19 protein-coding genes are annotated in these 20119 nt (G+C 66.5%); 13 read left to right on the top strand and 6 right to left on the bottom strand.

Going from position 1 to position 20119, the window contains the following annotated elements:
- The first annotated feature begins 21 nt into the window (after window positions 1-21).
- Together LGQ10_RS01395 and LGQ10_RS01390 are read left to right on the top strand one after the other, a co-directional pair.
- A complete protein-coding gene (locus LGQ10_RS01395) occupies window positions 22-1323 on the top strand; it encodes a carbohydrate porin (protein WP_226524425.1) in 1302 nt (433 codons plus the stop codon).
- A 35-nt stretch (window positions 1324-1358) separates the two neighbouring features.
- Window positions 1359-3020 (top strand): GMC family oxidoreductase, encoded by a 1662-nt coding sequence (locus LGQ10_RS01390; RefSeq protein ID WP_226524424.1) that lies wholly within the window; start codon window positions 1359-1361, stop codon window positions 3018-3020.
- A gap of 8 nt (window positions 3021-3028) precedes the next feature.
- Here LGQ10_RS01390 and LGQ10_RS01385 read toward each other — a convergent pair whose 3' ends face one another.
- A complete protein-coding gene (locus tag LGQ10_RS01385) occupies window positions 3029-4120 on the bottom strand; it encodes a DUF1176 domain-containing protein (RefSeq protein WP_226524423.1) in 1092 nt (363 codons plus the stop codon).
- Window positions 4121-4246: 126 nt separating this feature from the next.
- The gene (gene hpaA, locus LGQ10_RS01380; protein WP_058434449.1) at window positions 4247-5176 is read right to left on the bottom strand and encodes a 4-hydroxyphenylacetate catabolism regulatory protein HpaA; all 930 of its coding nucleotides are present in this window, start codon (window positions 5174-5176) and stop codon (window positions 4247-4249) included.
- Window positions 5177-5381: 205 nt separating this feature from the next.
- Between hpaA and LGQ10_RS01375 the strand changes: the two genes are divergently transcribed.
- The 8 genes from LGQ10_RS01375 (at window position 5382) to hpaI (ending at window position 12722) form a co-directional block, all read left to right on the top strand.
- Window positions 5382-6053 (top strand): fumarylacetoacetate hydrolase family protein, encoded by a 672-nt coding sequence (locus LGQ10_RS01375; RefSeq protein ID WP_226524422.1) that lies wholly within the window; start codon window positions 5382-5384, stop codon window positions 6051-6053.
- Window positions 6050-6829 (top strand): fumarylacetoacetate hydrolase family protein, encoded by a 780-nt coding sequence (locus LGQ10_RS01370; RefSeq protein WP_058434451.1) that lies wholly within the window; start codon window positions 6050-6052, stop codon window positions 6827-6829. Before LGQ10_RS01375 ends, LGQ10_RS01370 begins: the two co-directional genes overlap by 4 nt.
- Complete coding sequence (gene hpaE, locus LGQ10_RS01365; RefSeq protein ID WP_226524421.1) at window positions 6826-8286, top strand: 5-carboxymethyl-2-hydroxymuconate semialdehyde dehydrogenase; 1461 nt, start codon at window positions 6826-6828, stop codon at window positions 8284-8286. Before LGQ10_RS01370 ends, hpaE begins: the two co-directional genes overlap by 4 nt.
- Window positions 8287-8365: 79 nt before the next feature.
- The gene (gene hpaD / locus LGQ10_RS01360) at window positions 8366-9223 is read left to right on the top strand and encodes a 3,4-dihydroxyphenylacetate 2,3-dioxygenase (RefSeq protein ID WP_226524420.1); all 858 of its coding nucleotides are present in this window, start codon (window positions 8366-8368) and stop codon (window positions 9221-9223) included.
- A gap of 133 nt (window positions 9224-9356) precedes the next feature.
- Window positions 9357-9743, top strand: a complete 387-nt coding sequence (locus LGQ10_RS01355) for a 5-carboxymethyl-2-hydroxymuconate Delta-isomerase (RefSeq protein ID WP_068588180.1) — start codon at window positions 9357-9359, stop codon at window positions 9741-9743.
- Window positions 9744-9797: 54 nt separating this feature from the next.
- The gene (locus LGQ10_RS01350) at window positions 9798-11105 is read left to right on the top strand and encodes an MFS transporter (RefSeq protein WP_226524419.1); all 1308 of its coding nucleotides are present in this window, start codon (window positions 9798-9800) and stop codon (window positions 11103-11105) included.
- Window positions 11106-11107: 2 nt separating this feature from the next.
- The gene (gene hpaH / locus LGQ10_RS01345; RefSeq protein ID WP_226524418.1) at window positions 11108-11911 is read left to right on the top strand and encodes a 2-oxo-hept-4-ene-1,7-dioate hydratase; all 804 of its coding nucleotides are present in this window, start codon (window positions 11108-11110) and stop codon (window positions 11909-11911) included.
- 10 nt (window positions 11912-11921) lie between these two features.
- Window positions 11922-12722: a 4-hydroxy-2-oxoheptanedioate aldolase gene (hpaI, locus tag LGQ10_RS01340; protein WP_058433747.1), complete on the top strand. Its 801-nt coding sequence runs from the start codon at window positions 11922-11924 to the stop codon at window positions 12720-12722.
- Here the strand turns inward: hpaI and LGQ10_RS01335 are convergent.
- Together LGQ10_RS01335 and LGQ10_RS01330 are read right to left on the bottom strand one after the other, a co-directional pair.
- Window positions 12716-13891, bottom strand: coding sequence for a glycerate kinase (locus LGQ10_RS01335; protein WP_226524417.1), 1176 nt, complete (start codon window positions 13889-13891; stop codon window positions 12716-12718). The genes hpaI and LGQ10_RS01335 overlap by 7 nt on opposite strands.
- A gap of 290 nt (window positions 13892-14181) precedes the next feature.
- Entirely contained in the window at window positions 14182-15288 is a 1107-nt protein-coding gene (locus LGQ10_RS01330) for a sugar diacid recognition domain-containing protein (RefSeq protein ID WP_226524416.1), read from the bottom strand.
- Between the two features lie 191 nt (window positions 15289-15479).
- Between LGQ10_RS01330 and LGQ10_RS01325 the strand changes: the two genes are divergently transcribed.
- The gene (locus tag LGQ10_RS01325) at window positions 15480-16790 is read left to right on the top strand and encodes an MFS transporter (RefSeq protein WP_058433743.1); all 1311 of its coding nucleotides are present in this window, start codon (window positions 15480-15482) and stop codon (window positions 16788-16790) included.
- Window positions 16791-16853: 63 nt separating this feature from the next.
- On the opposite strand, the gene LGQ10_RS01320 is transcribed toward LGQ10_RS01325, so the two are convergent.
- Together LGQ10_RS01320 and LGQ10_RS01315 are read right to left on the bottom strand one after the other, a co-directional pair.
- Window positions 16854-17264 carry a hypothetical protein gene (locus LGQ10_RS01320; RefSeq protein ID WP_058433742.1) on the bottom strand — a complete coding sequence of 137 codons (411 nt, stop codon included), beginning with the start codon at window positions 17262-17264 and terminating at the stop codon, window positions 16854-16856.
- Complete coding sequence (locus tag LGQ10_RS01315) at window positions 17261-17992, bottom strand: SDR family oxidoreductase (protein ID WP_058433741.1); 732 nt, start codon at window positions 17990-17992, stop codon at window positions 17261-17263. The genes LGQ10_RS01320 and LGQ10_RS01315 overlap by 4 nt, the downstream gene beginning before the upstream one ends.
- Window positions 17993-18092: 100 nt before the next feature.
- Here LGQ10_RS01315 and LGQ10_RS01310 point away from each other — a divergent pair, with 100 nt between their 5' ends.
- Window positions 18093-18992, top strand: a complete 900-nt coding sequence (locus LGQ10_RS01310) for a LysR family transcriptional regulator (protein WP_058433740.1) — start codon at window positions 18093-18095, stop codon at window positions 18990-18992.
- Window positions 18993-19083: 91 nt separating this feature from the next.
- The gene (locus LGQ10_RS01305) at window positions 19084-20097 is read left to right on the top strand and encodes an aldo/keto reductase (RefSeq protein WP_226524415.1); all 1014 of its coding nucleotides are present in this window, start codon (window positions 19084-19086) and stop codon (window positions 20095-20097) included.
- Window positions 20098-20119: the final 22 nt, after the last annotated feature.

The raw sequence follows: 20119 nt of genomic DNA, 5'->3' as shown, positions 1-20119 counted from the left end.
AACAAGAAACGAGTACCCGACATGAACGCATTCCCTGCGCTATGCCCGCTGCTGGCTGCCTTGCTGCTGCCCCTGCCCTGCCTAGCCCAAACCCCGCCCGAGCCGCGCAGCGGGCCACTGGCCGGGTTGGGCGACGACCTGGCCGGGCATGGCATCACCCCGCATATCCAGTTCCTCAGCCTGTCGATGAAAAACCTCGACACCGGCCCCCGGCCCCACAGTTTCGGCAACAGCGGCGACCTGTTCGTCGGGGCCGATATCGACCTTGCAACCTTCGCCGGCCTGGACGGGGCGGCCCTGCATGTCGAACAGACGCTGTTCATCCTCGATCATGAAACCGGCGTGCCCACCTCGCGCAATTGGCAAGGGGCCGCCGGCAGCTACTTCGGCGGCGCGCCGATCCACAACGACCTGACCAGCAACCAGTTGAGCCTGCTGACCTACCAGCAGACCTGGCTCGACGGCCAGGTCGACCTGAGCCTGGGGCGCACCAATGCCCGGCGCTACTTCTACATCTACAACTGCGAAAGCACGGTGACCTGCAACGACCCGATCATCGACGCCTCCACCGGCATCCTGCCGCCGCCCTACGGCGCCTGGGGTAGCTACTTGAAGTACCAACTGGCACCCCAGTGGTACGTGCATGGCGGCGCCTTCGAATCCAACCCGGTGGACTATCTCAAGCACCGCAAGGGCCTGGACTTCAGTACCGACGATGCCAGCGGCACCAGCCTGTTGCTCGGGCTCGGCAGCCAGCAGCGCGATGGCTATGGTTTTCATTACGAGCTAAATGGCTACTACAACACCTCCAAGCAGGTGGACCCGCTGACGGGGGCCAAGACCTTCGGCACCGGCGGCGCCTTCTTCAAGTTCCAGCAAGCGCTGTGGCGCGCCGACGCCGGCTCGGGCAGCGCCCCACAAGCCTTGCTGCTGTTCGGCTCGCTGTCGGCGGCGGCCGATGCCAAGCAACCCTTCAGCCGCTTCGCCGAGGCCGGGTTGACCTACCTCGCGCCCTTCGACCGGCCCCGGGACAAGCTCAACCTCAAGGCCAGCTACCTGCGCCTGAACGATCACCAGCTGCGCTTCCAGCAGCAGGCACGCATCGCCAGCGGCGGCGATGCGCACCTGGGCGAGCGCAATGTCTATGCCCTGGAAGCCAATGCCCACATCGCCCTGACCCGGCAACTGGCCCTGGAGCCCAGCCTCCAGTACCTGATCAATCCGGACAATTTCTACAACCCGCAAGCCCGCGAGCTGAGCGGCAACGGTTTTGTCGTCGGCCTGCAAGTGACCCTCGACGTCGGCTCGCTGCTGGGGCTCTGAGATGGATTTTCGTGACTGCCCAAGAGGTATTCCCCATGAGTGAAAACGCCGCACAAACCTTCGACTACATCGTGGTCGGCGCCGGCTCCGCCGGTTGCGTGCTGGCCAACCGGCTGTCCGCCGACCCCAAGGTCCAGGTATGCCTGATCGAGGCCGGGCCCAGCGACCGCACGCTGCTACCCGGTGCCTACATACGCACCCCGGCGGGGATCATCCGCCTGATCGCCAACCCGCGCTGGAACTGGATGCACCAGTTCAGCCCCCAGGCCAGCAGCGGCGACGTACCGATCCCCTGCCCCCGGGGCCGGGTCTGGGGCGGTTCCAGTGCGATCAACGGCATGATCTATATCCGCGGCCATCGCCGTGACTATGACCAGTGGGCCGCTGCCGGCAACCAGGGCTGGAGCCACGACGAGCTGCTGCCCTACTTCAAGCGCTCGGAACATTTCGAGCCTGGTGCCTCGCCCTGGCACGGCCAGCACGGCGAGCTCAATGTCGCCGAGCAGCGCAGCCCGAGCCCGGTCAACGGGGTGTTCTTCGAGGCGGCCACGGAGTTGGGCTGGAGCTACAACCCGGACTTCAACGGGCCGGAGCAGGAAGGTTTCGGGCCCTTTCATGTCACCCAGATCAATGGCGAGCGTTGCAGCGCGGCCCGGGCCTTCCTGCACCCGGCGCTGCAGCGGCAGAACCTGAAGGTGCTGAGCAGCACCCTGACCCATCGAGTGTTGCTGCAAGGCAACCGCGCCTGTGGCGTGGAGGTCAGCCAGGACGGCCAGGTGCGCCAACTGCTGGCCCGGCGAGAGGTGATCCTCAGCGCCGGGGCGATCAATTCGCCACAGCTGTTGCTGCTGTCGGGCATCGGCCCCGCCGAGGAACTGCAGCGCCATGGCATAAACCAGCGCCATGCCCTGCCCGGGGTCGGCCAGAACTTGCAGGATCACCCGGATATCGTGCTGATGTACCGCAGCGACCCCCGGCTGAGCTACGGCCTGTCGGCCAAGGGCCTGCTGCCGCTGGCCCGCTCGCCCTGGCAGTACCTGACCCGGCGCCAGGGGCCCCTGACCTCCAACACCGTGGAGTCCGGAGCCTTCTTGCGCCTGGACCCGGATTCGCCAGTGCCGGAGCTGGGCCTGATCGTTGCCCCGGCCCTGAAGAACCAGCCCCAGCGCCTGGTGCCCGTGGGTCATGGCATCAGCCTGCATGTGGCGGTGATGCACCCGCAAAGCCGTGGTCGCGTGCGCCTCAACTCCGCCGACCCGCATGACAAGCCGCGGGTCGAGGCCAACTTCCTCAGCCATCCGGAGGATATGCGCAAGCTGGTGGCCGGGTTGCGCCTGGTGCGCCAGCTCGCGGCGACCCGGGCCTTCGCCCTGCGCTTGCAAGGCGAGCTGGTGCCCGGCCCGCAGGTGCAGAGCCAGGACCAGGTCGAACAGTGGATCCGCCAGCACCTGGGCACGGTGTTCCACCCAGTGGGCAGCTGCAAGATGGGCCACGACGAACAGGCAGTGGTGGACGACCAGTTGCGGGTCCATGGCCTGCAGGGGCTGCGGGTGGCGGATGCCTCGATCATGCCGAGCCTGATCACCGGCAACACCAACGCCGCGGCGATCATGATCGGGGAAAAAGCCGCGGACCTGTTGCTGGAAGCGGCGCAGGCGCAACCTTGCGCGCCTCCCCAGCACGAGGCCTGTGCCTGATGCAGGGCTCAAGGACGCTTGGGCACCTCGGTGCTCCACAGCACCGGCCAGTTGTCGTAGCCCAGGCCACTGCAGTTGGGCATGCGCCGGTAGTCGGTGAGCTGGAAGGCCTGGCCGTCGAAGTGCCAGCTGGCCATTTCACCGCAGTCACCTATCCCGCGTCCCATCAGGAAGCTGCTGAGCTCGCCGGTCTCGGGGTAATAGTTGATGCCGCCCACATGATCGACGCTGCCGGCTGGCAGCGCCTGCATCTGCAGGGTTTGAAGCCCATGGGGCGCGGTGCGCGAGCGACTGCTGATATCGAACTGGCAGATGTAGGCGCCACAGTCGGAGAACTCGAACACCAGCGCCTGCTGCTCGGTCAAGGGATAGACCTCGATCCTCGGCGGCATGACGTAGTCGTCATCTTCCTCGGCCTTCGGCGGCGGCAATGTTGCCTGCACCGCCGCCAGCAGCCCGGCGCGCTCCAGCTCGCCAAGGGGCCTGACCCCCGGGTAGGGGCGCAGTACCCGGGGTGGCCGGACCCTGGGCACCGAACTCACGGGCTGCTCGCCGGGTTCCGCCAGGGCACTGACCGTGTCCCGGCGGTGCTGGACCTGGTCCACCCGGTGCAGCAAGTGCGGCAGAGCCGCCAGGAGCACCTGGGCCGGTTCCTCGCCCGGCAGCTCCAGCACGTGGCCGGCCTGCAGCCGCGCCAGCCACTGACGGGCCAGGGCCTGATCGTCAACCCGGTAGTACTGCTGCTCGCGGGTGCTGTCGGGGGCTTCCGGCTCCTGGACCAGGGCTGCCAGCAAGCCGGGTTCCAGCGGCTGGCCGTCGAGACGCAGCGCCTGCAGCTCGAATGGCGCGCCCTGGTGCTCCAGTTGCAGTTGCACCCGCCCCTCGGGGCCAGCCTGGCTGCGGATGATCAGCGTCAGGTGATTGACCTGCTCGGCAAACTGGATGTTCGGCGTGTAGAGCAGCTGGCAGTCGCGGCGGTTGTCGCATGCACTGATCCAGCCCTTCTGCTGCTGCCACAGCGGCGTGAGCTCCGGCAGCTCCCCGGCCTGGCAGGCCATGGCGCCAAGCACCAACAGGGACAACACAACGGGACGCAGCATGACGACGCTCCTTGCCAGGCAAAGGCGCGGATTCTGCCACGCCCGCAAGGCTTCGAATACCGTCACGATCCGTTGCCTGCGGGAGGCCGGCGCACAGCAGCGACCCAGCGCGTCCGGTGGCGCCCCTCAGGGGCCCGGCGGCCCTGGCAACGGCGCGGGCGCCAGCCCCTGGCGCGCCCGATACTCCCCCGGCGCGGTCTTGGCATGGCGCTGGAAGAATCGGCTGAAGTACGCCGGGTCCTTGAAACCCAGCTGGTAGCAGATTTCGTTGATCGAGCTACCCGTGAACAGCAGCAGGCGCTTGGATTCCTGCATCAGGCGCTCGTACACCAGGTGCTTGGATGGCAGGTCGGCGATGCGCCGGCACACATCATTGAGCCGCGCCTCGGTCACCCCGAGCTGGTCCGCGTAACGGCCCAGGGGCCAGTGCTCCAGGTAGTGAAGTTCGATCACTTCGTTGAAGCGATGAAAGATCTGCAAGTCTTCATGGCGAGCCGGACGGGACTCCAGGGAGTTCGCCGAGAGCCGCAGCAGGCTGATCATCAGCAACCGGGTCAGGGCTTCCAGCGCCGGCTCACGCCCTGCCCCCTGCCCGTCGATCTCCTGCTGCAACTCATGGAACAGGCACTCCAGGCGCCGTACTTCACCTGCGAACCCGGGGCCCAGTCGGCCCAGGGCCACGCAAGCCGCCGGCACCTGGGGCGCTGGCACCAACGCCGGGGCAGTGCCGAGCAACTCCCATACCAGTTGCTGGCGCACCGTGAGCACGTGCCCCTCGGCGTCGGCTTCGGTGACGAAGGCATGGGCAATGGTCGGCGGCGTGAGGAAGAACATCGGCCCGGACTCCAGGTATTGCTGGTCGTCGAGGTAGACCCGCACCGCGCCACTTTGCACGTAGTGCACCTGGAAGAATCGATCATGGCGATGCACCGGCATGTTGCGCCCGAAGAAGCCGGCCAGGTTGCTCAGCTTGTCGTAGTGCACCTGGGCATCGGCGTAGCGCTGGTCGTAGACCTGGCCGATGTTGATGTTGGGGATCGGTTGGCGTGGGTTCATGGCGCCCCTCTGTTGTTGTTTTTTGCACGCGGGCCCTGGCCATCCTGCGTGATCCGCGGCTTGCCCGCCAGGGCGCAACACAACATGCAAGACAGCTGCTTGACGATCGTTAACATATTAAATATAACGTTAACACATTAACGAATTAATCCCGCGACCGGCAAGCGCCGCACGGGCCCCGAGACCCGCAACCAGGAGACGCTCGATGAGCCGAGCCTTGAACGACCACGCTGGCGGCACCCTGTTCGGGGTGGCGCTGAACTACCAGGGGTTGCTGCACGAGCACCTAGAGAGCTTCAGCCAGCCGCCCTACCAGAAACCGCCAGTCAAGCCGGTGCTGTTCATCAAGACCCCCAACACCCGCAACCAGCACGACGGTGTTGTCGAGCATCCGGCCGGCGAACGCCTGCAACCGGGGCCGGCCCTGGCCGTGGTGATCGGCAAGCGCGCCAGCCGGGTCAGCGAGGCCCAGGCCCTGGAGCATGTGGCCGGCTACACCATCGCCAACGAATTCAGCCTGCCGGAAGACAGCTACTACCGCCCCGCGGTCAAGGCCAAGTGCCGCGACGGCTTCTGTGCCCTGGGCCCGGTATTGGTACCGGCCGCCGAGATCGCCGACCCGCAGGCGCTGACGATCAAGCTGCTGGTCAACGGCCAGGTCGTGCAGGAAAACACCACCGCCAACCAGGTGCGCAGCGTGGCCCGGTTGATCGCCGAGCTGAGCGAGTTCATGACCCTGGATGTCGGCGACGTGCTGCTCACCGGCACCCCCGAGGGCCGGGTCGATGTGCAACCCGGCGACCGGGTCGACATCGAGATCAGCGGCCTGGGCCGCCTCACCAACCACATCGTCGCGCCACAGGAGGCTCGTCCATGAAACACGCCCGCATCCTGTTCGAAGGTGAGGTACACGCAGTCCAGGTCGACGACCGGAACAGCGTGCGCCTGGCCGATGGTCGCGTGCTCGCCGAGCAGCACGTCACCTGGCTGCCGCCCGCCACCGGCAACATGTTCGCCCTGGGCCTGAACTATGCCGACCATGCCCGCGAGCTGGCCTTCACCCCGCCCACCGAACCCCTGGCGTTCATCAAGTCGCCGGGCACCTACACCGGCCACAACCAGCGGACCTGGCGCCCGGACGGCGTCGCCTACATGCACTACGAGTGCGAGCTGGTGGCCGTCATCGGCAAGCCGGCGAAGAACGTCAAGCGCGAGGACGCCCTGGACTACCTGGCCGGCTACACGGTGTGCAACGACTACGCCATCCGCGACTACCTGGAGAACTACTACCGGCCCAACCTGCGGGTGAAGAACCGTGATGCCACCACCCCGGTGGGCCCGTGGATCGTCGATGTCAGCGACGTGCCCGACCCCGGCAACCTGACACTGCGCACCTGGATCAACGGCGAGCTGAAGCAGGAGGGCACCACCGCGGACATGATCTTCGACATCCCCTACCTGATCGAATACTTCTCCAGTTTCATGACCCTGCAGCCCGGCGACATGATCGCCACCGGCACTCCCGAGGGCCTGGCCGACGTGCTGCCGGGCGATGAAGTGGTGGTGGAAGTGCAAGGCGTGGGGCGCCTGGTCAACCGAATCGTCAGCGAAGCCGAGTTCTTCGCCCAACCAGCACAAGGGGCAACAGCATGATCAAGCACTGGATCGATGGACGCGAAGTCGAAAGCCGCGACACCTTCGTCAACTACAACCCGGCCACCGGCGAGGCCATCGGCGAAGTCGCCAGCGGCGGCGCCGAGGAAGTGGCCCGTGCGGTGGCCGCGGCCAAGGAGGCCTTTCCGAAATGGGCCAACACCCCGGCCAAGGAGCGTGCGCGCCTGATGCGGCGCCTGGGTGAACTGATCGACCAGAACGTGCCGCAACTGGCGGAGCTGGAGACCCTGGACACCGGCCTGCCGATCCACCAGACGCGCAACGTGCTGATCCCCCGGGCGTCGCACAACTTCGATTTCTTCGCCGAGGTCTGCACCCGCATGGACGGCCACAGCTACCCGGTGGACGACCAGATGCTCAACTACACCCTGTACCAGCCGGTGGGCGTCTGCGCCCTGGTGTCGCCATGGAACGTACCGTTCATGACCGCCACCTGGAAAACCGCGCCCTGCCTGGCGCTGGGCAACACCGCCGTGCTGAAGATGAGCGAACTGTCACCGCTGACCGCCAACGAGCTGGGGCGCCTGGCCGTGGAGGCCGGCATTCCCAACGGTGTGCTCAACGTGATCCAGGGCTACGGCGCCACCGCTGGCGATGCCCTGGTGCGCCACCCGGACGTGCGTGCCATCTCCTTCACCGGCGGCACCGCCACCGGCAAGAAGATCATGCAGACCGCGGGCCTCAAGAAGTACTCCATGGAACTGGGCGGCAAGTCGCCGGTGCTGATCTTCGAGGACGCCGACCTGGAGCGGGCCCTGGACGCCGCGCTGTTCACCATCTTCTCGCTCAATGGCGAGCGCTGCACCGCCGGCAGCCGGGTCTTCATCCAGGAAAGCGTGTACCCCCAGTTCGTCAAGGAGTTCGCGGCCCGGGCCAAGCGCCTGATCGTCGGTGACCCGACGGACCCGAAGACCCAGGTCGGCTCCATGATCACCCAGCAGCACTACGACAAGGTCACCGGCTACATCCGCATCGGCATCGAGGAAGGCGCGACCCTGCTGGCCGGTGGCCTGGAGCGCCCGGCCAACCTGCCGGCGCACCTGGCCAAAGGGCAGTTCATTCAGCCCACCGTGTTCGCCGACGTGGACAACAAGATGCGCATCGCCCAGGAAGAGATCTTCGGCCCGGTGGTGTGCCTGATCCCGTTCAAGGACGAAGCCGAGGCGCTGCAACTGGCCAACGACACCGAGTACGGCCTGGCCTCGTACATCTGGACCCAGGACATCGGCAAGGCCCACCGCCTGGCCCGTGGTATCGAGGCCGGCATGGTGTTCATCAATAGCCAGAACGTACGCGACCTGCGCCAGCCATTCGGCGGCGTCAAGGGCTCGGGCACCGGCCGCGAGGGCGGCGAATACAGCTTCGAGGTGTTCGCCGAGATCAAGAACGTCTGCCTCTCCATGGGCAGCCACCACATCCCGCGCTGGGGCGTGTAACAGTCCGTTGAAAACTACCTGGTAAGGTTCAGGACTGTCCCGGATCCCCCCGACAATAAGATGTTTCAGGAGAAGCACCATGGGCGAAGTCGTCATGGCCGCCAAGGTCTGCCACGTTCCATCGATGTACCTGTCCGAACTGCCGGGCAAGCACCACGGCTGCCGCGAGGCGGCCATCGCCGGGCACAAGGAAATCGCCCGCCGGGCCCGGGCCCTGGGCGCCGACACCGCAGTGGTGTTCGATGTGCACTGGCTGGTCAACAGCGGCTACCACATCAATTGCGGCGAGGCGTTCAACGGCACCTACACCAGCAACGAGCTGCCGCATTTCATCAAGAACATGACCTACGACTACCAGGGCTGCCCGGCGCTGGGGGAGCTGATCGCTGCCGAGGCCAACGCCGCCGACGTGCGCACCCTGGCCCACAACATCCCCAGCCTGGAGCTGGAGTACGGGACCCTGGTACCCATGCGCTACATGCACATGGACGTGCCCGCCGCCGAGCACTTCCAGGTGGTGTCCATTGCCGCCTGGTGCGCCTGGCACACGCTGGCCGACAGCTTCACCTTTGGGGCCGCGGTGCGCCGGGCCATCGAGAAGAGCGACCGCAAGGTCCTGGTACTGGCCTCCGGCTCCTTGTCCCACCGGTTTTCCAATGACCGCGAGGCCGAGGCCAACATCCACAACTGGACGCGGGAGTTCGACAAACAGGTCGACCAACGCGTGGTGGAACTGTGGCAGCAAGGCCGCTTTCGCGAGTTCTGCGCGATGCTGCCCGACTACGCCGAGCACTGCTATGGCGAGGGCAAGATGCATGACACGGCAATGCTCCTCGGACTGCTCGGCGGCGCCGAGTACAACCGCCCGGCCGAGATCGTCACGCCGCTGTTCGGCAGCTCCGGCACCGGCCAGATCAACGCCATCTTTGCGTTGTGAACGCAGCGTCAAGCATCTAGCTACACGCTGCAGGAAAACATCAAGAGCAGCGGTGAGCCGCGAGCCACAGCCACAGGAGATCCCTCTTGCAGCTTGTAGCTTGCAGCTTGCAGCTGCCTTCAAAGGAGGTCCCATGCCGCATTTCATCGCTGAATACACCGACAACATCGAAGCCCAGGCCGACCTGCCGGGGCTGTTCGAAAAGGTCCACGACTACCTGGGCGCCAGCGGCGTCTTTCCCCTGGGTGGCATCCGCAGCCGCGGCGTACGCCTGGACACCTGGCGCATGGCCGATGGCAAGCACGACTACGCCTTCGTCCACATGCGCCTGCAAGTGGGCGCCGGACGCGACCTCGAGACCCGGCGCCAGGTGGCCGAGGGTCTGTTCGAGATTATCAAGGCGCACTTTGCCCAGTTGCAGGCCCAGCGTTTGCTGGCCCTGTCGTTCGAGATGAGCGAGCTGGAGGCAGAGCTGAACTTCAAGCACAACAACGTCCACGCCTTCCTCAAGTCCCTGTAGCGACCGCAACAGGCGGCTGCCGCAAGCAACAAGAACAACAACGAGGCCACGCCCATGTCCCGCCCTGCCATTGCCCAGGCCCCGCTGGCCGAGGCCAACGACTGTTATCGCAAGATCACCTGGCGCCTGATGCCACTGCTGTTCGTCTGCTACATCTTCGCCCACCTGGACCGGATCAACATCGGCTTCGCCAAGTTGCAGATGACCCAGGACCTGGGCTTCAGCGACAGTGTCTACGGGCTGGGAGCCGGGCTGTTCTTCATCGCCTACGCCCTGTTCGGCGTGCCCAGCAACCTGGCCCTGGAGCGGGTCGGGCCACGGCGCTGGATCGCCTTGCTGATGCTGGTCTGGGGCCTGTTGTCCAGCGCCCTGATGCTGGTGCAGGACGCCTGGGGTTTCTATGTGCTGCGTTTCCTGCTGGGCGTGGCCGAGGCCGGTTTTTTCCCCGGTATCCTGGTGCTGCTCAACCGCTGGTTCCCGGCCAGCCGACGCGGCCAGGCCACCGCGCTGTTCGCCATCGCCGTGCCCATGGCCGGGGTCGTGGGCGGCCCCCTCTCGGGCTGGATCCTCGAAAGCTTCCATGACCTGGGCGGCCTGCGCGGCTGGCAGTGGATGTTCCTGATCGAGGGCCTGCCCGTGGTGCTGCTCGGGCTTGTGGTACTCAAGGCGCTGCCGGACAGCATCGAGCAGGCCCACTGGCTCAGTGCCGCGCAGAAGGCTTGGCTGCTCGAGGCCCAGCGCCAGGAAGAACGGCACAAGTCCATCAACCGCTTCAGTGACATCCTCAAGGATCGCCACGTCTGGCTGCTGGTGGGCATCTACTTCGCGGTGATGCTGGCGGTCAACACCATCGCCTTCTGGATGCCAACCCTGATCCACCACGCCGGCATCGCCCGCGATAGCCGCGTCGGCCTGCTCAGTGCCCTGCCCTACCTGGCCGGCTGCCTGTTCATGCTGGCTGTGGGCCGCTCCTCGGACCGCTTGCGCGAACGGCGCTGGCACCTGGGGGTGCCGCTGCTGATGGCCAGCCTGGGCCTGGTGCTGACCGCCCTGGTTCCACAAAACCCCTGGTGGGTGATGTTCGGCCTGCTGATAGCCGGCATGGGGGCCAGCGCCGCGCTGCCCATGTTCTGGCAACTGCCACCGGCCTTTCTCGCCAGCAGCACCCAGGCGGCGGGCATCGCCCTGATCAGTTCCTTCGGCAGCATCGCCGCCTTCCTTGCTCCCTACCTGATCGGTGTGGTGCGCGACGCCACCCAGAGCGCCAGCCTGGCGCTCTACGCCCTCGCCCTGCTGATCGCCCTCGGCGCCTGCCTGGTGCTGCGGGTGCCGGCCCATATCGTCAACCCACGAGAGAAATGAACATGCTCAGCCCCTCTGAAATCCAACAGGCCGCCCAACGCCTGGACGCCGCCGAACGCAGCCGCGAACAGATCGGCCAGTTGTCCCTCGAGTACCCGGATATCCGCATCGAGGATGCCTACGCCATCCAGCGCAGTTGGGTGGAGCACAAGATCCGCGACGGCCGCCGGCTGGTGGGCCACAAGATCGGCCTCACCTCCCGGGCCATGCAGGTGTCGTCGAACATCAGCGAGCCGGATTTCGGCGCCCTGCTGGACGACATGCTGTTCGAGGAAGGCAGCGACATTCCCTTCCAGCGCTTCATCGTGCCGCGGGTCGAGGTCGAACTGGCGTTCATTCTCGGCAAGCCTCTCAAAGGCCCGGGCTGCACCCTGTTCGATGTGCTGGAGGCCACCGACTGGGTGATTCCGGCGCTGGAGATCATCGACGCGCGCATCCAGCAGCTGGACCCGCAGACCCAGGCCACGCGCAAGGTCTTCGATACCATCTCCGACAACGCCGCCAATGCCGGCGTGGTGATGGGCGGCCGGGCCGTGCGCCCCGGCGACGTGGACCTGCGCAAAGTGCCGGCGGTGCTGTACCGCAACGGTGTGATCGAGGAGTCCGGGGTCTCGGCCGCGGTGCTCAACCATCCGGCCAAGGGCGTGGCCTGGCTGGCCAACAAGCTGGCGGCCTACGACGTCGGCCTGGAAGCCGGGCAGATCATCCTGGGCGGCTCGTTCACCCGACCGGTGGCGGCGCGCCCTGGGGATGTGTTCCACGTCGACTACGACCATCTGGGCAGCATCGCCTGCCGCTTCGTCTGAGGAGAACGTCATGGACATGCCGCAAAACCTGTTCAAGCAACGCCTGCAAGACAGCGAGCCACAGATCGGCCTGTGGCTGGGCCTGGCCAACGCCTACTGCGCCGAACTGGCGGCCAATGCCGGTTTCGACTGGCTGTTGCTGGACGGCGAGCACGCGCCCAACGACCTGCGCAGCCTCCTGGCGCAATTGCAGGCCATCGCCCCCTATGGCGCCCACGGCATCGTCCGGCCGCCGATCGGCGATACCGCACTGATCAAGCAACTGCTGGATATCGGCGCCCAGACCCTGCTGATTCCCATGGTGGAAAGCGCCGGACAGGCGCGCCAGCTGGTCAGCGCCATGCGTTATCCGCCCCAGGGCATACGCGGGGTGGGCAGCGCCCTGGCCCGGGCCTCGCGCTGGAACAGCATCGCTGGCTACCTGGACCAGGCCGACGGGCAAATGTGCCTGCTGGTGCAGATCGAGAACCTGGAGGGCTTGCGCAACCTGGACGAGATTGTCCGGGTCGAGGGGGTCGACGGGGTATTCATCGGCCCGGCCGACCTGTCGGCGGCCATGGGCCATCGTGGCAACCCCGGGCACCCGCAGGTGGTGGCGGCGATCGAGGACGCCATCCTGCGGGTGCGCCAAGCAGGCAAGGCCGCGGGCATCCTCAGTGCCGACCAGGGCCTGGCCCGGCGCTGCATCGAACTGGGGGCCAACTTCGTCGCGGTGGGGGTCGATACCACGGTGCTGATGAAAGGCCTGCAGAACCTGGCCGGGCAGTACAAGGCCCTGGAAACACCCACCAGCGAGGGTGGGGTTTACTGATCCGGGCAGGTGGCGGGGGCCGGTGCCTGGCGGGGCCCGGCAGCCAGGCGCCAGAGCCGGGCAATGTCCGCCGCTCGCTCGCGCAGCAGCCGGGGGGCCTCGGTACAGGCCTGCTCCAGGCTCATGGGCCCGGCGGTCAGGGCGAAGGCCGCTGCCACACCATGGGCGTACATCTGCTGGTAACCCTCGCCGAGGGTGCCGGCAATCACGATCACCGGCACCCCTTGTGTGCCAGCGATCCGTGCGACGCCAAAGGGCGTCTTGCCCCGCAGGGTCTGGGCATCGAAGCGTCCTTCGCCAGTGATCACCAGGTCGGCGCCGCGTACCGCCTGCTCCAGGCCCACCAGATCGGCCACCACTTCCACCCCGGGACGGAACCGGGCGCCCAGGAAGGCCTTGGCAGCGAAGCCCAGGCCGCCGGCGGCGCCACTGCCGGGCTCGTCACGCACGTCCTTGGGCAACACATGGGCACACAGGTCGGCAAAGTGTCCCAGGGCCTGGTCCAGGGCCCGGACCTGTTGCGCCGATGCGCCCTTCTGCGGGCCGAAGATGGCCGAGGCGCCGTGCTCGCCACACAGCGGGTTGTTGACGTCGGCGGCGATCTCGAAGCGCACCTGGGCCAGGCGCGGGTCCATGGCCTCGAGTTCGATGCTGGCCAGCTCGGCCAGGGCCAGGCCGCCCCGGGGCAGCACCTGGCCCTGGCGGTCCAGCAGCTTGAGGCCCAGGGCTTGCAGGGCTCCGGCCCCGCCGTCGTTGGTGGCGCTGCCGCCGATGGCCAGGATGATGCGCCGGGCCCCGGCGTCCAGGGCCGCCAGGATCAGCTCGCCGGTGCCGAAAGTGCTGCTGTGGCAGGCATCGCGCTGGCCTGGCGGCACCCGTTGCAGACCACTGGCCTCGGCCATTTCGATGATCGCCGTGTGACTGGCCGCCAGCCAGCCCCAGCGGGCCTGCACCTCGATGCCCAGCGGGCCCTGGACCCGGGTCGTGCGCAGTTGTCCCTGACAGGCGGCAAGCACCGACTCCACCGTGCCTTCGCCACCATCGGCCATCGGGCACAGCTGCACCTGGGCTTCGGGCCAGGCGTCTGCCAGCCCCTGGGCGATGGCCTGGGCCACGCCTTCGGCACTCAGGCTGTCCTTGAACGAGTCGGGGGCGACGATGATTTTCATGGGGTTTCTCCAGTTCTCATGGCGCCATGCTGCCACTTGCCGCAGCGGCTGACGCCAGTCCGCTGCACAAGGACGAGGGCACTTTATTGTTCATTGCTACAACTTGCGCAGTCGGGATGATGGGGCGCCTGGGGGATCGCTGGAAGGCCCTGCGGGCCTTGTCGCAGCCTCGCAGGCTCGGCAGCGGCTACAGGTCGATGTTCATGGGGTAGCCGCTGTCGAGCGCCAGCGAGGCTGCGACCGGGGGCGCAGCCCCCGTAACACCGCCACCGCCGTTATTCAGGAGGGAATTAGGAGGCGGGTTCGTGGGGCAGCAGTTGCACGGCCAGGTACAGTGAGAGCATGCCGTCCAGGCGCAAAGGGTCGACGCCGCTGAGTTCGGCGATGCGTTCCATGCGATAGCGCAGGCTGTTGCGATGGATGCCCAGGGCGTCGGCGCAGGCCTGGCTCTGGCCGTCGTGGTCGCACCAGCAGCGCAACGTCGCGATCAGTTGCCCGTTACTGTCCTTGGCCAGGACCTTGCGCAAGGGGCTGAGCAACTCATCCAGGGCATCGTCGTTGCGGTGGCGCCAAAGCATGACGGGCAGGCGGTAGCGGTCCAGGGTCAGCAGTCGGGTTTCAGGCAGGATGTCACGGCCGTAGGCCAGCAGGTCGCCGACCCTGCGGTAGCAGCGACGCAGCCCTGCCAGGCCATCGGCCTGACCGCCGACGGCCAGCCGCAAGATGTTCCAGCCCTGGCTGGCGAGCTTGTCCAGCAGGCGCAGGTTGTCCAGGTTCAGGCTCGCCGGACGGCACCAGAGCAATGAGGTCTGCGCCGCGCTGACGCACCAGCTGTCCGGATACCGCGACAACAACCAACTGCTCAGGCCCTCGACGTTCTGTGCCGGAGCCAGCTCGAACAGATACGGCGTACGCGCCAGTTGCGGCTTGAGGCCCATCTGCCGGGCTTCGTCCACCAGGCGCGGGGAATCGCCCCGCTCCCCCAGCAGCAACGCCAGCAGGTCGTCGCACCGCTGGCGCCGCCATTGCTGCTCGGCCTGCTGATGGCGCTGGCCCACCAGCATCTCGGCGGTCATGCGCACCAGCTCGGCATAGGTACGCAACAGCGCCGGATCGCCCGTGATGCCCAGCACGCCGATCAGCCGCTGGTCATGCAGCAATGGCAGGTTGATCCCCGGTTGCACCCCCTTGAGCCGGCAAGCGGTAGGTTCGTCGATCTCCACCACGCGACCGTTGGCCAGCACCAGTTGTGCCCCTTCGTGACGGGTGTTGATGCGCTCCGGCTCGCCGCTGCCGAGGATCAGGCCTTGGCTGTCCATGACATTGATGTTGTAGGGCAGGATGGCCATCGTGCGGTCGACGATGTCCTGGGCCAGGTCATGATCGAGTTCGAACATAGGGGGATGATCCTTGAGGCTGAAGCGGCTGAGACGGGACTGCACGCTGCGCGGCGTTGTTCGCTGGCACAGGCCCTGGAACCATTCGCTGTGCGCCGGCACAAAGACAGCGACGCCAGGGTGGCCGAGACTCTCGGGGCGGTCAACGTTACCCTCGCACCGTGAAAAATCATAATAAAGAGAGACACACCATGTCACACAGAGCCGCTGCGGCACTGGCCCAGGCTGACGACAAGAACGCCGTCTACAAGCGCATCACCCTGCGCCTGATCCCCTTCATCTTCATCTGCTATCTGTTCAACTACCTGGACCGGGTCAACGTCGGCTTTGCCAAGTTGCAGATGCTCGATGCCTTGAAATTCAGTGAAACGGTCTACGGCCTGGGGGCCGGGATCTTTTTCATCGGCTACGTGCTGTGCGGCGTGCCAAGCAACCTGGCGCTGACCCGCTTCGGCCCACGGCGCTGGATCGCCCTGATGATGATCACCTGGGGCACGCTGTCCACCTGCCTCCTGTTCGTCACCACGCCCACCCAGTTCTACACCCTGCGCCTGTTCACCGGGGCCGCTGAAGCCGGCTTCTTTCCCGGGGTGGTGCTGTACTTGTCGCAGTGGTTCCCGACCTTCCGCCGTGGCCGGATCATGGCCCTGTTCATGTCGGCGATCCCGGTCTCGGGCCTGTTGGGCAGCCCGTTCTCCGGGTGGATTCTCAACCACTTCGCCGCGGGCCAGGGCGGCCTTGCCGGTTGGCAGTGGATGTTCCTGCTGCAAGGCATTCCGACGGTGATGCTCGGCGCCCTGGCGTATTTCCTGCTCAACGACAACTTCGCCCACGCCAAGTGGCTGAGCCCCGCCGAGCGTGCAGTACTGGAGGCCGACCAGGCCGCAGACGCCGCCAACCAGCCCAAGACCGCCAGCGACTCCCTGACCCAGGTGTTCAAGAACCCGGCGATCTGGGCCTTCGGCCTGATCTACTTCTGCATCCAGAGCGGGGTCTATGCCATCAACTTCTGGCTGCCGTCGATCATCAAGAGCCTGGGTTTTGCCGATAACCTGGTGATCGGCTGGCTCAGCGCGATCCCCTACCTGCTGGCCGCTGTGTTCATGCTCCTGGTGGGCCGCTCGGCGGACCTGCACAAGGAACGCCGCTGGCACCTCGTGGTGCCGATGCTGATGGGTGCCGCCGGCCTGCTGATCGCGGTGAACTTTGCCGCCAACCCGGCCATCGCCATTGTCGGCCTGAGCATCGCCACCATGGGCGCCCTCACCGGCCTGCCGATGTTCTGGCCAGTGCCCACCGCTCTGCTCAGTGCCGGGGCCGCTGCTGGCGGCCTGGCGCTGATCAACTCCATGGGCCAGATGGCTGGCTTCCTCAGCCCGTATATCGTCGGCTGGGTCAAGGACACCACCGGCTCCACCGACGCGGCGCTGTACCTGTTGGCGGCAGTGATCGTCGCCGGCAGCCTACTGGCCCTGCGCATGACCCGTACCTTGCATCGCTGAGCCACGGCCACGGCAAAAGCCCGTTCGAGCATCGGCTGGAACGGGCTTTTTTCGTGGTGGGCGTCAGTCCGGCGCGCCAGCGTGCCGGGCGTAATCATGGCTGACAGCCAACTCCCCCGCCGCTGGAGCGTCCAGCTCCAGTACCAGCCCGCCGGGCAGGCGGACGAAGATTTGCCAGATGCCATCTTCCGGCACCTGCGCCACCTGGTACTCAAGACCGCTGGCCTGCACCCGCAGCAAGACCGTGGCGGCGGCCTCCAGGGTGCTGAAGGCAATGTGGCTCAATTGCGGCTCGGGGCAAGCGTCCTGCTCGATGACATGGACCAGCGCCTGCCCGTCCTGGTACAGCCAGCGCCCCGGGAAGGGAAACGGTGGACGGCGTCCCGCTTGCAGCCCCAGCAGCTCGGCAAGCGCCTGGGGCAAGGCCGGGCCGCCGTCGGTGTTGAACGCCAGGTGGTCGAAGCGCCAGCTCACAACAGGCCACCGCCGTCGACATCGATCAGGCTGCCGCTGATGAAGCCGTTCTCCATGGCCAGGATGAAGGCTGCCGCCACCTCCCCGGGAAGACCGACCCGACCGACCGGCAGGCTCGCTGCGGTCTTGGCGAACATCGTCGCCCGGGCCTCGGCGGTCATCCCGGCATAGGCCTCGGTATCGGTGACGCCCGGGCTGATGACGTTCACCCGCCGTGGTGCCAGTTCCTTGGCCAGGTGCTTGCCCAGGGCTTCCAGGGCGGCATTGAGGGTGGTCTTGAGCACTTGCCCGGGGACCAACTTGCGCGACAGCAGACCCGAGGTGAGGCTGATACTGCCGTGGGCCGCCAGGTAAGGCAGCGCGGCCTGCACAGCGCGCCAGACGCCCCAGAACTTGACCTCGAAGGCCCGCTGGGCGTCCTGCAGGTCGGTGTCGGCCAGGGGCTTGGCGACAACGGCCGGGCCGGCGCTGATCACCAGGTGATCGAAGCCGCCCACGGCCTGGAACAAGGCGTTGAGGCTGGCAGCGTCAGTCATGTCCACGACGATGCTGCGGGCGCTGTCCGGCAAGCGGGCCTGCAGGCGCTGCAAGGCTTGGAGATCACGCCCGGCCAGCACTACCTGGGCTCCGCGGGCTGCGGCCTGGTGTGCCACCGCGGCACCGATGCCGCTGCCGGCACCGATCACGACGATGGTCTGCTGGTGCAAGCCTGGATTGGAAAGAGTCATTGCAATCACCTGTCATGTTTCAAGGGAATTACATCTTCCTTACTTGCCAATCGAAGAAAAATCCGCTTAAAACGCAAGGATCTTTAAAGGATTTTTATCAATGAGCTCGATCCTCGACCTGGAAATCTTCGCCCGCATCGCCGATGACGGAAGCATTTCCGCTGCGGCACGCAGCCTTGGCATCACCCCGGCAGCGGCCAGCATCGCCCTCAAGCGCCTGGAAACCCGCCTGGGCAGCCGCCTGTTGGCCCGCTCCACCCGCAGCCTGCGCCTGACCGAAGAGGGCCGGCGCTACCTGGACAGCGTGCGCCTGGCGCTGGCGGCCCTGGAAGATGGCGAACAGGCGCTCAAGCAGCAGGGACAGGGCCTGGCCGGCGTATTGCAACTGTCGGCCCCTTCGGATTTCGGGCGCAATGCGCTGCTGCCCTGGCTCGATGACTTCAAGCACCAGCATCCGCAGTTGCGCTTGCAGCTGCGGCTCGACGACCGTCATGCCGACTTGTTCCGCGACAGCGTCGATGTGGCCCTGCGTTTCGGCGTGCCTGGTGATTCCAGCCTGGTGGCGCTGCCGATCCTGGCCGGGCATCGCCGGGTGGTGTGTGCCAGCCCGCAGTACCTGGCGCGCCACGGCACGCCGCAGACACCGGCGGATCTCGCCCGGCACAGTGCCCTGCTCTACCTGCGCAACGGTCAGCCCTTTGACCTCTGGCGTTTCAGCCGAGACAACCAGGGCTGCGAAATACAGGTGCACGGCGACTACCTGTGCGACGACGGCGAGGTGGCCCGGCGCTGGGCCCTGGCTGGCCATGGCCTGGTCTACAAGGCAAGGCTGGATGTGGCCCAGGACATTCGCGCCGGCCGCCTGGTGCCGCTGCTCACCGATTGGGCGGGCGAGCCGACGCCCTTCAACCTGCTGTGCCCGCATCGCCTGCAGGTGTCCGAGCGGGTGCGCCTGCTGCACGCCTTCCTGGTGCAGCGCTGTGGTGACCTGTGCCCCTGACAGGCATTGCCCCGGCCTGCGGTTCTGGTATTTGATGGTCGGCCCCGATGGCCGGCCTCCGGCCACCTCTCCAACACAAGGATCCCGCCCCATGAGCTATCGCATCCTCGGCCACTCCGGCCTCAAGGTTTCCAGCCTGACCCTGGGCACCATGATGTTCGGCGAGCAGACCAGCACCGAAGACTCGTTGCGCATCATCGACAAGGCCTGGGACCAGGGCATCAACTTCATCGACACGGCCGACGTCTACAACCAGGGCCGTTCCGAGGAGATCGTCGGCGAGGCCATCGCCCGCCATCGCCACGAATGGGTGCTGGCCTCCAAGGTCGGCTTCGGCCCCTCGGACGGCGTGCCCAACCGCAGCGGCCTGAACCGCAAGCACATCTTCAACGCCATCGAGGCCAGCCTGACTCGGCTGGGCACCGATTACCTGGACATCTACTACCTGCATCGCGAGGACCACGACACACCGCTGGAGGTGAGTATCGCGGCCATCGGCGACCTGTTGCGCCAAGGCAAGATCCGTTACTGGGGGCTGTCCAACTACCGGGGCTGGCGGATCGCCGAGGCGGTACGCATTGCCGACCAACTGGGCGTGGCGCGTCCGGTGATCAGCCAGCCGTTGTACAACCTGGTCAATCGCCAGGCCGAAGGCGAGCAGATCACCGCCGCCAAGGCCTACGGACTGGGGGTGGTGCCCTACAGCCCCCTGGCCCGCGGTGTGCTCAGCGGCAAGTACGCACCCGACGTCGCCCCGGACAGTGGCAGCCGTGCCGGGCGCCAGGACAAGCGCATCCTGGAGACCGAGTGGCGTGTGGAGTCCCTGCATATCGCCCAACAGGTCCAGCAATATGCCCAGGGTCGCGGGGTCGGCATCGTCGAGTTCGCCATTGCCTGGGTGCTGAACAACCAGGCCGTCAGCTCGGCCATCGTCGGCCCCCGCACCGAGGCCCAGTGGGACGCCTATGCCCGGGCACTGGCCGTGCGCATCAGCGCCGAGGACGAAGCCTTCATCGACGCCCTGGTCACTCCGGGGCATGCCTCGACTCCGGGCTTCAACGATGTCAGCCATTTCGTCCCGGGACGTTTTGCCCGCCTCGACTGAGAGGTGCCGGTGGCGGCCCTAG

The sequence above is a fragment of the Pseudomonas sp. L5B5 genome (assembly GCF_020520285.1).
GTDB lineage: Bacteria > Pseudomonadota > Gammaproteobacteria > Pseudomonadales > Pseudomonadaceae > Aquipseudomonas.
This window is presented reverse-complemented; position numbering and strand designations above follow the sequence as displayed.